A 14,139-nucleotide genomic window follows, 5' to 3' on the forward strand; every position below is an offset into this window, starting at 1 on the left:
AATGACAAATGGGTGCCTTTGGTTTATTCAGCTTTCTTTCACTGTTCAGTTTATTGAGCGCACTGAATTTTTATTGCCAAGTTTCTTTGGCAACATCCTTAAACGCACCTTCTGAATTCACAACCTCGGAGCTGCAACCTCTCATCACTGCTCGCCACCTTGACTCATTCAAGAGAAATGCCTCGCTCTCTTCTCGGCCTCAGATCAAAGAGATTTTCTCATTGGACACGCCCCTGAACTTTGCGGCTATTCAGGAGATTCAGGTCGGTCAGGTTGTAAAAATTGATCTACCGAGAGAGGGGATTCTCGAAACAAAAGTTGTGAAGATACAATTTCAAAATTCGCTTTTGCATCTTCAATTGCAGGCAGAAGCTGATTCCTCGAGCCAGGCGTTTTTAGTTTATAATACTGAGACTCAAATTCTCTCAGGAACCCTTCTTGTCGCTGGCAATAGTTACTTTGTTCATAGAGAGGGAACTGAATCTTATTTGGTTGAGCAGGGCGAAAGGCGATATGAGGGACCGAATCCTCAAATCCCCTCCGTGCCAAAGATAAAAAAAGGTGAAATTGGATCTGCCTCTTTGGTCACCACTGTCACGGCAGATCATTTTGTAGACGTGATGATTCTCTATACCGACGATGTGGCAGGATTCTCGGCAGTGGAAGAGACACTGAGAGCAAGAGTTGATGCCACGAATGTCATGCTGGCCGAAAGCTGTGCTGATTTTCGTTTTCGGCTGGTTTACATTGGGCCAATCACTTATACGGAGACGGGCAATACATCGACGGATTTGGCTCAACTGGCAAATACAAGCGACGGCCAAATAGATAGTGCGCATACACTGAGGGACACCTACGGTGCAGATCTGGTTCAGTTGGTCACAAACACGGCCACGTACTGTGGTTTGGCCTACTTGTCCCAAAAAGATTTTTACAATGATGCCTACGGTTTTTCTGTCACTTCCTACTGGTGTGATGCGAGGACAATGGCCCATGAGTGGGGTCACAACTTGGGATCAGAGCATGACCGATATCAAAAGGGAGTAGGACTTCATGAAGTTACAACCTCTCTCACTGGCTATGGCTATGTGGATTTAATTAATAAATATCTGGATGTGATGGCCTATCCGGATCAGTGTGATGATGCAGGAATTACTTGCACTTCTATGAGCCGATTCTCAAATCCCCGAATATATCACAATGGAGTGCCGTTTGGCATAGAACACTATTCTCACTCGGTTCAGAGAATGAACGAATCTTATCCCTATATTGCAAATTTTAGAACTTCTCTTTCAGCCTACGATCCTGGCATCAATCCTGGTTGTGTGAGTAAATCAGATAATAAGGATTTTCATTGTTTTATTGCTACGGCCGCACATGGATCTTATCTTCATTCAGAGGTTCGTAGCTTGCGTGATTTTAGGGATCGAGTGCTGAAGAATTCAGCTTTTGGCCGGAGAATCATTCAGTATTATTATGATTACTCTCCTTTTCTCGCCTTCAAGATCGCAAAAATTCCTGTGTTGGGGACGGTGACCCGAGCCATTCTGTATTTGGTGGTCTTCGTTATCAAAAACTGGATTCCTTTCATAGCAGTTCTCCTCTGTTGTTTGGCTCTCACTTGCTTTTATGCAAGGGCTCGCAGAAAGAAAAAGGATTTGTTGGGTGCCGTAAAGTTTTTGTGGGTTATTTTTTTGTTCTCGCCCTTTTCTCAGGACGATTCGATGGCTCAAGTGAGCGCGCCATCTCGAATTTACACTCGCGAAATCATCAACCCCAGCTTGCGTATGATGTTAAAACCAACCTCGTGGTTTGGGTTATCTTACGGACTTCAGAAAGAAGAGACCCTGAGCCAAGGTCTTTATACGGAGAGAACAAACGCCGAGCTTGGTCGCATACAGTTGGGTCAGATGGCATCCGATTTTTTTTATGAGCTCAGTCTGGCACCAGAGCACAGAGAGATCACAACGACCTCGATGGCAGGAATTCCTGAAGTGAAATCGAATCGGCAAATTGATTCTTACTACCTGCAGGCCGGTCTGCGTATCTATGGTCTTCCAGTTGGCCTGAAATATCGGCAAGTAAATTCATTTCAGGTCGAAAAAGTTGTTCGCGAGCGTCGTCAAACTCTTTCAGCTGGGATTTCAGGAAATTGGGGCGATAGTTTCAGATGGGGAATGGGGTCCGACTTTGTTAGAGAGTTTGGTGATACTTTGGCTAAGAGTCAGTGGGTGGCCCCTTTTCTTGGGTTTGCTTTGGGATCTTTTGGAGCGGATGATCACTTCTTCTTGGAGGTTTCGGGTCAGCGTTCGCCAGAGGTGCTAAACAGAGATGAGGCTAAAGTCAATGCTCACGGGGAGCACATATTCACCCAAATCTCGATTGAGTATTCGAGTAAGTCCGGCTTCTGGCCGCTTCAGCCTCTTGTCTTTCGGGCGGACTATTCGACCGATACAGAGAAGAAGATGGAATCCTACATGATAGATGAAGTCAAATTCTCCTCGACTGAGGTGTCACTCGGAAGCAGTATCTTTGGCTCAGGTCTGTATTGGACCCTGAGCTATTGTACCCGTTTGTCAGATACATCCTACGTAAGCAAGAGCACTGAAACGAAGGCCTCCTTGTTTTGGGCCGGAAGCGATATTTTCTAGTTATTGAGAATTTTTTTGGCACAGACCGCTCAGGTTGAGTCTCATCCTGACAACCTCAATATTTCACCAAAAACTGAAAAGACTGTTTACAGTGAAACAAGCCTGGTCGGATTTTTCAGAATCAGAGTTGAAATCTCCGAGATCTGTTGGTCCGCTCGTTGCTGCAAATAGTTGATGGGCGATCATATCACGATTTTAAAGGGTGGGTTGGTGTGTATCAAAAAAAGCCAATGATAGGGATACTGGATCAGATTGTTGAAGTTCTGGACGAGAAGACTCTAGATCTTCAGGTTCCATTGCGGGATCTTATGCTGTCCGATTTATCTCCCGTGACCGCGTCCACGCCAACTCCAGTTCCAGCTCGAGCTCCGGCGCCTTTGCAATCACTGACGTCATCACTTTTGCCGGGATCACCCTCGTTTGCATTTGGATCATTGCCTCGCTATAAATCAGCCGATTCGGAGAAAACACAGGTTTTGCCAGACGAGGCTGTCTCCTCTCCGGCTCTTGATGCCAAGGCTTTGGAACGAGCCATGACTGTCAGTCGACGGAGTGAGCAGCGTGTTCCGGCAGTCGGGCCAATGATGATATTGAATCAGGATGGAGAGTACATTTCTAAAGGAGAAGGTCGTAATATCAGCTCGAAGGGGATCGGCGCCAAGATTTTTAACTGTCAAAAGAGGATCATGGTTGGAGACCTTGTTGTTCTTGAGATATATGGAAACAAGGCGCTGAAGCCATTTCGAGCAGAAGCCAAGGTACTTAATTTGTCAGTTCGTCATAGGAATCGTCGAGCCTCCTACTGGGTTATTGGCTTGGCTTGGGTTTCCATGAGTGCCTTTGTTGCGAACATGATCGCCGAGTATTCTGTCACGGCCGGAGGAACAATGGGAGGTTTTGATTACAAGGAAAATGTCTAAGAATCATTATTTTGCTTGCTTCCACCTGAGCCTTGCAGCCAGACTTTAAGAGTGATCGACATGGACCAAGGAAGGGCACCATGAAAAAAAATCCGATTTGTTCTCATGTGATTCTGACCTCTCATCCAAGTCAGGTATTTAAATCTGTTAGACCTATTCATTGGGGAGAGAGGGATCCTTTGTTGCGAGGCCCAGTTATCGCAACTCTGACTGACCCCCCAAAGCGCAATGCCATCGGGACCCACAGTGGGAGCTATTCAGTCTACCGAGCCCTGGCCACAGCAGCGGGGCATCTTCCTAGAGAGTTTCGTCCGGATTTGACAAACACCAGTCCCTGCACTCCTATCGGTCCATTTCCTAACTGGTGGAACGCTCATAAGATTGTTTCGATGGATCCCTGGGGTGCGCAAGTTGCTGAGGTCTACAAAGCCCTATTGAATCAAGGAGAAGATATCCGTCCCACGATTGCCATTACAAAGGCCCATATTTTCATGCCGGAGCTAAAGGAAGCTGTTGCTGAAGGGCGTTTGGAGGTTGATGGTCAGGTGGTAGGAAAGAATTTGGATGTGAGTGTCACAAAGGCAGCGATTGAGCCAGTATGGTTTTTGCCTGGATTGGCACAGCGCTATGGTATATCTGAGGGAGATCTGCGTAAGGGGCTCTTTCAAGACACCGGAGGAATGTTTCCTGAGCTGATCACTCGTGAGGACTTGAAGGTATTTCTGCCTCCCATAGGAAGCACGACCATTTACTTTTTCGGGGACATAAGCAAAGTTTCGAACCCCAATTTTGAATTGACGGTGCGAGTTCACGATGAGTGCAATGGCTCAGATGTTTTTGGGTCCGACATATGCACCTGCAGGCCGTATTTGATTCATGGGATTGAAGAGTCCATCAAATCAGCGCAAAGAGGGGGCTCAGGTCTTATCGTTTACTTCCGGAAAGAAGGTCGAGCACTGGGAGAAGTAACAAAATTTTTAGTTTACAATGCACGAAAACGGCAGACCGGCGGAGATTCAGCGTCAACCTATTTTCATCGCACCGAATGTGTGGCGGGAGTGCAGGATATGAGGCTTCAAGAGTTGATGCCTGATGTTCTGCATTGGTTGGGGATACAGAAAATCGACAATTTTGTTTCAATGAGTGATATGAAATATGACGCTATAGTGGGGAGTGGCATTAAGATTAATACGAGAGTTTCGATACCTGAGGATCGGATACCTGAAGACGCCAAGGTTGAAATGGAAGCAAAAAAAGCCGCGGGATATTTTTCTCCAGAGGGATCTTTGAGTGGAGCAGGGCTTCAAAAGGTGAAAGGTCGAAATCTTCATGATTGATTCTCATTTGCCGTTTAGTCAAAAGGCCTTGGAGGAAATTTTTGCACCATCTCGCATTCGATCCCAGGCACTTCGGTTGCAAAAATACTGTGTGGCCGGAAAGGGCCAGTTTGCTATCTGTGAAGAGTTGATTCCAGAAATAGTGGCTTACGTCAATCAGGTCATAGAATTGCGCTATCCTAATGGCCAAATCCCTTACCACTCTCGTTTTTCTCATTTTCAGGTGGGCGGAGTCGATCGGTTGGCTTATCTCGAAAAGAATTTGAATGGTCTTGATCGTTTTGAAAAGGTGAGAGCGAAAATAGATCTGATCATGGTCTCTGTTCTGTTAGATGCGGGAGCCGGATCTCAGTGGCAATTTTTTGAAACTGAAACTGGAAAAGTGGTTGCGCGTTCAGAAGGCTTGGCTGTCGCCTCTCTAGATATGTTTGTCAGAGGAGCCTTTTCCAGCGAGCCTCAGACTAAGCTGCAGGCCGATGGCGGAGGCCTTTTGCATCTCACAAAGGAGCGATTGGAACTTGGTTTTCAAGTTTCTATCGGAAATCCTTTGATTGGGGTGGATGGTCGCTTGAAATTGATCCATTCTCTCGGTCATGTCGTAGAAGAAAATAAGGAAGTATTTGGTGGCTTTTATTCACGGCCGGGACACATATTGGATCTTTTGATTCGAAAATATCCAAGTCGAAAATTACCTGCCATCGATTTGTTAGAGATTTTATTAAAGGCTTTGAGCCCCATCTGGCCTGAGAGATTTACACTTGGCACCTATAATTTGGGGGACGTTTGGTTTCATCCGGCACTTGGAGATAGAACTTCTTGGCAATCCTTACAGCCGTTTCATAAGCTCACTCAGTGGATGGTCTACTCACTGCTAACTCCTCTCGAAGAAGCTGGATTTGAGGTTGTAGGATTGAACGAACTGACCGGGCTCCCAGAATATCGAAATGGGGGATTGTTAATTGATCGAGGATTGTTGGTTTTAAAGGATTCAGAGGCGGCATCTCAATGTCATCGCCCAGATAGTCCACTGATTGTCGAGTGGAGAGCTCTTACGATCTATTACATTGACAAAATTCATTTGGGTCTGTGTGATTTACGGGGTGTTTCGCCACAGGAGTTTCCTTTGGTGAGAGCTCTTGAAGGTGGGACGTGGTGGGCGGGACGCAAGGCGGCAAAGGAAAAGAGAGCGGATGGAGCTCCGCCTTTGATGTTAACCAGTGATGGAACTGTTTTTTAGGAGAATTCGATGTCAGAAGTTCCGGTAAAAGAGTTTTGTCATGTTGTTCGTCATCCCGTTGTCCAGCACAAGCTGTGTCAGTTGAGAGATAAGACGACTCGCCCCCGACAGTTTCGTGAATTAATGGAAGAAGTCAGTCAACTCCTGGCTTACGAAGTTGCACGAAATTTCGAATTAGAACCTGTCGATGTTGAAACACCTATGCGTTTGACGAAGGGGCATCGGATTTCTGATCGCGTGGTTTTAGTTTCGATTATGAGGGCCGGAAACGGAATGCTTGCAGGAATGCAAAGACTTTTATCTTTCGCCCCAGTTGGGCACATAGGTATTTATCGGGATAAATTTATTAAAAGCACCGTGGAGTATTATTTTCGCCTTCCGAAACAGATGGAAGGTGCCAAAGTCATATTGCTTGATCCCATGCTTGCAACGGGTGATACGGCTGTGGCAGCAATTAGTCGCCTAAAGGAATATCAGGTTTCTGAAATTCGATTTGTGACGATCATTGCTTCCCGTCCGGGGCTTGAAAAAGTGCATGAGTGGCACCCTGATGTTGAGATTTACACTCTTAGCGTTGAGCCAGAGGTGAATGAAATGGGTTATATTGTTCCTGGCATAGGAGATGCGGGAGATCGCCTTTATGGGACGGGGGACACCTTTTGATTTCGACGGTGCGTCGCCCCTGTGTCATCGCGATTAGCGGGGGGAGTGGGTCAGGAAAGACGACGCTCGCGCGCGCTCTCTCCGAACACTTGGGAAAGAACCTGGTCTCTTTAATTTATCAGGATTGGTACTACCTTGATCAGAGTTCCAAATTTGATCACGATGGTGGAGCAGTCAATTTTGATCACCCTCAGTCTCTAGAGTTTAGTTTGTTGGCCACTCATTTGGCGGCTCTGCGATCAAGGCAATCTATTTATGCTCCTCAGTACGATTTTTCTAATCATCGGCGTATTTCAGATCGAGTTTTTGTGGTGGCAAACTTGGTAGTCATTGTTGATGGGATACTCATCCTGCATTCGCCTGAATTGAGACCTCTTTTTGATATTAAGGTTTTTGTTGAGACTTCAGAAGAACTGCGATTTCAGCGTCGGATGGCCAGAGACATTGAGGAGCGGGGACGAACTCCCGAGGGGGTCAAAGTCCAGTTTCAAACCCAAGTAAAACCGATGCATGATCTTTATGTGGAGCCATCTAAGGCTCACGCAGATCAGGTTTTTTCGGGGGAAGACCCAATTGAGTCGATGGTTTCAGAGGTCATTCGAAAGTGGAGGACCAATTGGATTCCATGATTTAGTCTAGAAAACAGCCTGGCGGGCTCGACTGGTGGACTGCTTTGCTGGACTGTCTTTGTGAGACAATAGGCTAGAATTTGGGCAAAGGACCGGCAACTCCCCTTATGTCCTGTCAAAAATCAGATTGGACCTCCGATGGATAGAGCAAGGCTCTTGGTGAGTCGAGATAAACCGGGCAGAGGTCGGACAAATGGGATTGAGAATTTCAACAAATCTAGCGGCAATTCAGGCGCGTCGCCAGCTATTTAATTCGGGGATAGGGATGGACTTAGCAATGGCTCAGCTGGCCAGCGGCGATCGAATAAATAAGGCGGCCGATGATGCCGCCGGACTGTCCGTTTCAGAGGGGATCAGATCGACAATTCGCTCCATTCGTCAAGCCAACCGCAATGCGAACGATGGGGTTTCTATGGTTCAAGTTGCCGAGGGAGGCCTGAATGAAATTGCGAATCTTGTGATTCGTCTGCGAGAATTGGGGATTCAGGCCTCAAGTGATACGATTGGTGATGTCGAGCGGGGATTTATTCAAAAAGAAGTTATTCAGTTGAAGGAGGAAATAGATCGTATTTCGGCGGTGACCCGTTGGGGAGATGCGCATTTACTCGATGGGAAATCGGGAGTTTTTGAGTTTCAGGTGGGAATTTTTAATGATGATTTCCAAGACAGAATTGCGTTTGATTCTGAAGAGAACAATGCACAATTGAGTTCTCTAAAGCTAGATGAAATCGATTTTTCTGAAAAGAAAAGCGCCCAATCTGCCCTTGAATTGTTAGATGTCGCCTTGGTTCGTGTGAACGAAATGCGCTCCAATATCGGTGCGATTGACACACGATTGCATCACTCAATTTCAAACATGTTGATTTACGAGGAAAACATGAGTGCAGCTAAGATGCGCATTCGTGATACTGATTTTGCTTACGCCTCGTCTGAATTAGTCCGCTCTCAAATCTTGCAGCAAGCGGCTATCGCCACTTTGGCGCAAGCCAATGACAATGGCAATATGGCCCTGAAGCTCATATGACCAAGATGGCGAATAACCGAAGAGTCTGGGCGTTCGATTGTGCTCTGCGAAAAAAATGATACTGTGAATAGAAATGAATTTTGACCAGATCTGTTGATTCAACTCAAGGATTGTTAGATATTAAGTGTATATTAATAAAGTCTGGTTCTGCCTCTCTGTGTTTTTTAAATGACAATTTTGAGGGATAAAATGGCTAAATTTCAATCGCTGGTGTTTGTTTTTTTGGCTTTGTGTGGGCTGAGTGCTTGCGAGTCTAAGCCCACAAAGGTGGAGGAGACTCAAAATTGGTCGGGGCAGATGCAGCATCTTGACCAAGTGATGAAGGAGATGATCCCGATTATATATGATCGTGGAGACTTTACAGATCCAAAAAATGAAAAGAGAATCATCGCTCGTATGACGGATTTCTCTAAGAGAGTACATAAGATCTCTCCCGAGAGATCAAAGCAGCTTATTGGCGAAGATCCCCTGTTTACTTTTAGTTTGAATCGATTCAAAACTGATTTAGGTAGGGCCAAGGATAGTTTTGAGTTAGGCCACAAAGAGTATTCAAGAAGTGTAATGAAATCGGTTGTTGGGCACTGCTTTCGATGCCACACGAGAACCACGATGGGTCCCGAGTTTCAAGGTGATAAAATGGATTTTTCAGGGCTGAAGCTCAATCGCTTGGAAAAAGCGGATCTATTGGTTGCGAGTCGTCGTTATGATGAGGCTCTTTCAGTCCTGGAGAGCATTATAGATGATAAAAATGACAGTGGCGATTTTCCCTTCGAAATGGAAAGAGCTCTTCGTCGTTATCTCTCAATGATGATCAGAGTACGTAAAGATCCGAGTCGGGCCATTGCAAAAATGGATCAGATTGTGGAGCGAAAAACAGTTCCCTATTATTTGCTTGAAGATGTGAGAAAATGGAAAAAATCTTTAGAATCCTGGTCTGTTCAAACGAAAGCGGGTCAATCGGTTGCTAAGAAGGACTCCATTAAGTCAGCTAAAGATGAGATTCGCAAGGCCCGTCTCGCTCAGGGTTTTCGTAAGGATCATGGGGGCGACGTCGAGTATTTGGTAGCCACTAGTCTTCTTCATGACGGTTTGACAGGTCTAAAGAAGGCCAGCGAGCGGTCCGAGGCCTATTTTTTATTGGGTGAAAGCTACGAGGTTCTTGGAGATTTAGGGTCCTGGAATCTTCATGAGTTTTATTTTGAATCTTGCGTCCGTGAGTGGCCTAAAGGCCCCTTGGCTCGTAAGTGTTATGAGCGATTGGAAGAGAGTGTCTACGTGGGATATTCTGGCAGTTCTGGCGTACATGTCCCTTATCATGAAAAGAAGCGCTTGAGTGAAATCAAAAATCTCATCAGTGTGCGTTAGTCGGCAGGGATAGATGAGGGTCATCTCTGAAGAGCAGGTGCTCAGCGAGCTAAGAAAAAAGTCCAAATATGCTCGAGGTAATTATTTGGCCATGTACTCCTCTTGGTTTGGTGGAATTGTCGAGGAGCCATCCCTGATGTTTTTGCCAATTGACGACCACATCGTTCATCGTGGAGATGGGGTCTTTGAAGCTTTTCGAACTCAGGCTGGCCATATCCTAGAGTTTGAGGCTCATCTTGCTCGGCTGGAGCGCTCTGCCTCTGCCATAGGGATATCTCTTCCAAGTGATTCATCTGAAATTTTTTCGATATGTCTTGAATTGATAGCTCTGGCTCCAAGGGATTCTGATGTTCTTTTTCGGTTGTATGTTTCTAGGGGCCCCGGTGGGTTTACAACAAATCCTTACGAATGTGTTGGCAGTCAGCTTTATATTGTGATGACTCGGTTTCAGCCTTATCCAGAGGTCAAATATCAGTTGGGAGTGAAAGCGGGTGTCAGCCAAGTATTGGCTAAGTCAGCTCCCTATTGCCAAATAAAGACTTGTAATTATCTCCCCAACGTAATGATGAAAAAAGAGGCAGTTGATCGAGAGCTTGATTATACTCTTTGCTTTACTGAACAGGGCGAGTTGGCTGAAGGATCTACAGAAAACGTTTTATTGTTTACAAGCGGAGGAGAGGTTGTAGCTCCTTTGTTTGACTACACTTTGAAGGGAACGACACTTTTGCGCGTCCTCAATCTGGTTCGTGCTCAGGTCGGCGCGAATTCTCTTGTTAAAAGTGTGAATGTGGCTCGTCTTTATAGATCGGATATTGATCAAGCCTCAGAGATTATTATGGTCGGAACAACAATGGGTGTTTTGCCTGTGACCGAGTGGGAAAAAAAGCCAGTCGGGTCGGGAAAAGTCGGGCCTTTTTTTAAAATGGTTCAAACCCTCTTGAAGGAATACTATTTGAATCCCTCAGAAAGTGAGTCATTTTTTTCGTGATTATGGTAAATTCTTCGGTTATTAAATTGTGAGCTTAATCTTTATCCCGAGCCTAAGTAGGGCCTCGGGGGTGACAGGAGAAATGAAATGCGTATTGTGATGACGATGATCTTATTGGTTGGTTCTTTCTCATTGGCCTCTGGCTGTTTGTGTAACAAAAAGAACGAAGAACCTGCCGCGACCGACACGCTTGAGGCTGCTCCTGATTCTCAACAGTCTCTCGAAGGTGATCCCTCGCAAGGAATGCCTGAACAACCCATTGATGAGGGCGCTCCAGTTGAAGGCATGGAAGAAGGTCACCCAGGTGGTGGCTCTGAATCTCCAGAATAATCTTGGGTCGATTTTTTGATTGAGAAAGTCAGGGGTAGATTCTTTGAGTCTATCCCTTTCCTTTTGTTTTGTTATTCCCATCCTTGTGATTTTTTTCGATAAAATCGATGATTTTTCCTGCGATGTCTTTTGAGGTTGCTTTTTCAATCCCCTCCAGTCCTGGCGAGGAATTCACTTCCATTACAAGGGGGCCGTGATTTGATCTCAAAATATCTACACCACAAATATTAAGTCCCATGGCACGTGCGGCCCGAATAGCCGTGCTACGCTCCTCTGGTGTTAATTTTACGAGTTCAGAGGTTCCTCCCAGATGGAGATTTGACCGAAACTCTCCAACTTTCCCTTTTCTCATCATAGAAGCCACGACTTTGTCATCGATAACGAAAGCTCGGATATCAGTTCCCGAAGATTCTTTGATAAATTCTTGGACAAGAAAGAAAGCTTCAAGCCCACGAAAGGCATCGATCACACTTTCAGCAGCCTTTTGAGTTTCAGCAAGAACGACACCCTTTCCTTGCGTGCCTTCAAGAAGCTTAATAACGAGGGGTGGGCCTCCAACGATTTCCAAGAGTTCTTTGGTCATGCGAGTGCTATGAGCAAATCCTGTGACGGGCAGTCCGATGCCTTTACGGGAAAGGATTTGTAAAGCCCGTAGTTTATCTCGAGACCTCGTTATCGCAACGGATTCATTCAAACTATAGACACCCATCATTTCAAATTGGCGGACCACTGCACATCCGTAAAAAGTGATGGAGGCTCCAATTCTTGGAATAACGGCATCAAAATAATCGAGGCTCTTTTTACGATAGTAGACTTCAGGCTTGTGAGAAGTGATATTCATGTAGCATCGCAAAGGATCGACGACTTCGACGTGATGATTTCTCGCGCGGCCAGCTTCTACAAGTCTGCGAGTGGAGTAGAGTTTTGAATTCCGCGAGAGAACACAAATGTTCATGGAGTTGCCCTTTTGAATCTTAAAAACTATTATTAGGTTATGGAATCGAATTGCGCAAAAGGTTTGGTATTTAATTGAAAAAACTCGGTCGGAGGGCGGCCTTGCCGAGAGGCAGGCATGTCGTTCCCCCCATTATTTTGATTTGGGCCTCAAATTGCCCGACCCGACGGAGGTCCCCCTCTTGAAACCTCGCAAATTTTCGTTTCTGTGCCTATTCAAGGTTGAAGTACGGGCCTGTTTCGCCAAATTGAGTTCAGGGGTCAACTATTTGTCGAGGCAAACAGGCCAGTCAGTTTATATTATTTAAGATCAGATCTCCCCATAGTCAGATTAAAATTCATACCTTGGAACTGGTTTGATGCTTTGATTACTAGCTCCATCTGGGCTGCGGTCAGAGCATTCTCTAAATTGAGGCCAGCGATTGAGGGTACCCGACCTGAACTCGAAGCGACCCGGTTCACAACATCGTCTTCTTCAGGTTTTTGCCAAGAGGGCCGATCCATTTTTAGCACCCAAGTTTTAAATGTCTGTGAATCGGTCGGTGTGCCCTTCTCCTTTATCAACGAGATAAGTTCCTTCGTTGAAAGCTCTGGTTTATCAATGAGAAGTTTAGCTGCAATACGCGCTACCACAGGCGTTGCCATGGATGTTCCAGACATGAGGCTGTACTGGTTTTCTTTATCAGAACATGTGTTATAGAGAGTCTTGATCATTTCTCGACGTCCGTCGATCGCTGAGTTGTTTGACACCCACTTTTGGGTGGCTTTTTCTATTTTACAAAGGTTTCCATTTGATCCTTCGTTCAGAATGCCATCCATAAATTTCACTAGAAATGGGCATCGATCTGCAGGGCTCAAAGACTTAAGCTCAAATCCGGGTGCGAATACCAGCTCAACATTATTCAAAGGAACGTTGGTAAAGGTGGTCTTTCTTCCTTCCTTAGTTGTAGCTCCAACGCAAAGAACATTATCTGCGCTAATCCCGCAGGGATATTGAACACGCGCATCGTTGTCGCTCCAGCCCCCATCGTTACCCGCAGCTCCGACAAAAAGGATATCCGGATGTTCCTCAATGATTTTGCGAAGCTCCTGGGTCACGATCTTCACGTACCGATTGAATTTCTCAATTTCTTGGGCCCCTTCGCCGTTTGGACGGCTAAAGCTTCCTCCGAGGCTAAGATTTACGATTCTGATTTTTCGTCCCTGAGCGTCTCTGTATTTTGAGACTCTTTCTACAGCATCTTTAAAGTTTTGAACAAATCGGTCCCTCTCACCAGTGTTATTGTCTTTTTTATCCTTTTGATCCTGAAAATATGGAAGCACGCGGAAGGGAACGACTCCAATTTCAGGGGTATCGTAGGTCATGAGCCCTACCACGTGGGTGCCGTGTAAAGTCGTTCCATCCTCCTGCTCGAGTCCTCGATAGGCTTCGGTGTACTTCTGTAATCTAGGATCGATTTTGACTAGCTCATTTTGTTCGCATTCCATTTTTTCTCTTTGGAGTGCGATTTTTTTATTAAAATCCTCGGCCGATGTGTCTTTCAATATTTCGTCTTGAGTTTCCTTTCTTCGATCCTCAAGCTTGTATTTATCTGTGTCGACCACCCGATAGGAAGCCCATTCATCCATGGCATAATAATCGTAGCCACAAGCCACGGGTTGTCCAGCTTCATTTAGGTCAAAGTGAATATTCTCTTTAAGATCAGGATGGTTGTAATCCACGCCAGTATCAAAAATCGCAACCAACACCTTGTGGTTATCATTGATTGCTTTGAAGTCTCTCGGCGTTGGAGTTGGATTGCCGACAACAATATGTTCTGGCCGATTCAAAATAATGGTTTGATCCATTTCTAAACAGCCGCTCAGTCCCACAATTCCAACGGCCGTCAACAGACCTGCGATAAATGATCGGTTTCGTTTCTGTCTGATCACTTGTATCCCCCTTTTAATATAGTTGAGAACTCAGTCGAGCAAGTATTGCGCCAAGAGCCCTCATAAATCGAAATTTCCTCTCTTCTGAGGGCCAATTGGATCCTGTCTT

12 protein-coding genes are annotated in these 14,139 nt (G+C 45.6%); 10 read left to right on the forward strand and 2 right to left on the reverse strand.

Annotation, left to right across the window (positions count from 1 at the left end; genetic code table 11):
* The first annotated feature begins 8 nt into the window (after positions 1–8).
* The 10 genes from IPL83_02275 to IPL83_02320 all read left to right on the forward strand — a co-directional run bounded on the left by IPL83_02275 (position 9) and on the right by IPL83_02320 (position 11,144).
* Positions 9–2,651: a hypothetical protein gene (locus IPL83_02275; protein ID MBK9037981.1), complete on the forward strand. Its 2,643-nt coding sequence runs from the start codon at positions 9–11 to the stop codon at positions 2,649–2,651.
* A gap of 212 nt (positions 2,652–2,863) precedes the next feature.
* Entirely contained in the window at positions 2,864–3,571 is a 708-nt protein-coding gene (locus tag IPL83_02280; protein MBK9037982.1) for a PilZ domain-containing protein, read from the forward strand.
* Positions 3,572–3,651: 80 nt separating this feature from the next.
* On the forward strand, positions 3,652–4,908 hold the full coding sequence (locus tag IPL83_02285; GenBank protein MBK9037983.1) for a GTP cyclohydrolase II: 1,257 nt from the start codon (positions 3,652–3,654) through the stop codon (positions 4,906–4,908).
* Positions 4,901–6,145 carry a DUF1688 family protein gene (locus IPL83_02290; protein MBK9037984.1) on the forward strand — a complete coding sequence of 415 codons (1,245 nt, stop codon included), beginning with the start codon at positions 4,901–4,903 and terminating at the stop codon, positions 6,143–6,145. The genes IPL83_02285 and IPL83_02290 overlap by 8 nt, the downstream gene beginning before the upstream one ends.
* 9 nt (positions 6,146–6,154) lie before the next feature.
* A complete protein-coding gene (gene upp / locus IPL83_02295) occupies positions 6,155–6,808 on the forward strand; it encodes a uracil phosphoribosyltransferase (protein ID MBK9037985.1) in 654 nt (217 codons plus the stop codon).
* Positions 6,805–7,437: a uridine kinase gene (gene udk / locus IPL83_02300; protein MBK9037986.1), complete on the forward strand. Its 633-nt coding sequence runs from the start codon at positions 6,805–6,807 to the stop codon at positions 7,435–7,437. The genes upp and udk overlap by 4 nt, the downstream gene beginning before the upstream one ends.
* Before the next feature lie 193 nt (positions 7,438–7,630).
* Positions 7,631–8,461, forward strand: coding sequence for a flagellin FliC (locus tag IPL83_02305; GenBank protein ID MBK9037987.1), 831 nt, complete (start codon positions 7,631–7,633; stop codon positions 8,459–8,461).
* Between the two features lie 189 nt (positions 8,462–8,650).
* The gene (locus tag IPL83_02310; protein MBK9037988.1) at positions 8,651–9,826 is read left to right on the forward strand and encodes a hypothetical protein; all 1,176 of its coding nucleotides are present in this window, start codon (positions 8,651–8,653) and stop codon (positions 9,824–9,826) included.
* Positions 9,827–9,839: 13 nt separating this feature from the next.
* A complete protein-coding gene (locus IPL83_02315; GenBank protein MBK9037989.1) occupies positions 9,840–10,814 on the forward strand; it encodes an aminotransferase class IV in 975 nt (324 codons plus the stop codon).
* Positions 10,815–10,901: 87 nt separating this feature from the next.
* The gene (locus IPL83_02320; GenBank protein MBK9037990.1) at positions 10,902–11,144 is read left to right on the forward strand and encodes a hypothetical protein; all 243 of its coding nucleotides are present in this window, start codon (positions 10,902–10,904) and stop codon (positions 11,142–11,144) included.
* A 49-nt stretch (positions 11,145–11,193) separates the two neighbouring features.
* Here IPL83_02320 and rimK read toward each other — a convergent pair whose 3' ends face one another.
* On the reverse strand, positions 11,194–12,099 hold the full coding sequence (gene rimK, locus IPL83_02325; GenBank protein MBK9037991.1) for a 30S ribosomal protein S6--L-glutamate ligase: 906 nt from the start codon (positions 12,097–12,099) through the stop codon (positions 11,194–11,196).
* Positions 12,100–12,398: 299 nt separating this feature from the next.
* Entirely contained in the window at positions 12,399–14,030 is a 1,632-nt protein-coding gene (locus IPL83_02330) for a S8 family serine peptidase (GenBank protein MBK9037992.1), read from the reverse strand.
* Positions 14,031–14,139 lie beyond the last annotated feature (109 nt).

Source organism: Bdellovibrionales bacterium, assembly GCA_016716765.1.
Classification (GTDB): Bacteria; Bdellovibrionota; Bdellovibrionia; order Bdellovibrionales; family UBA1609; genus JADJVA01.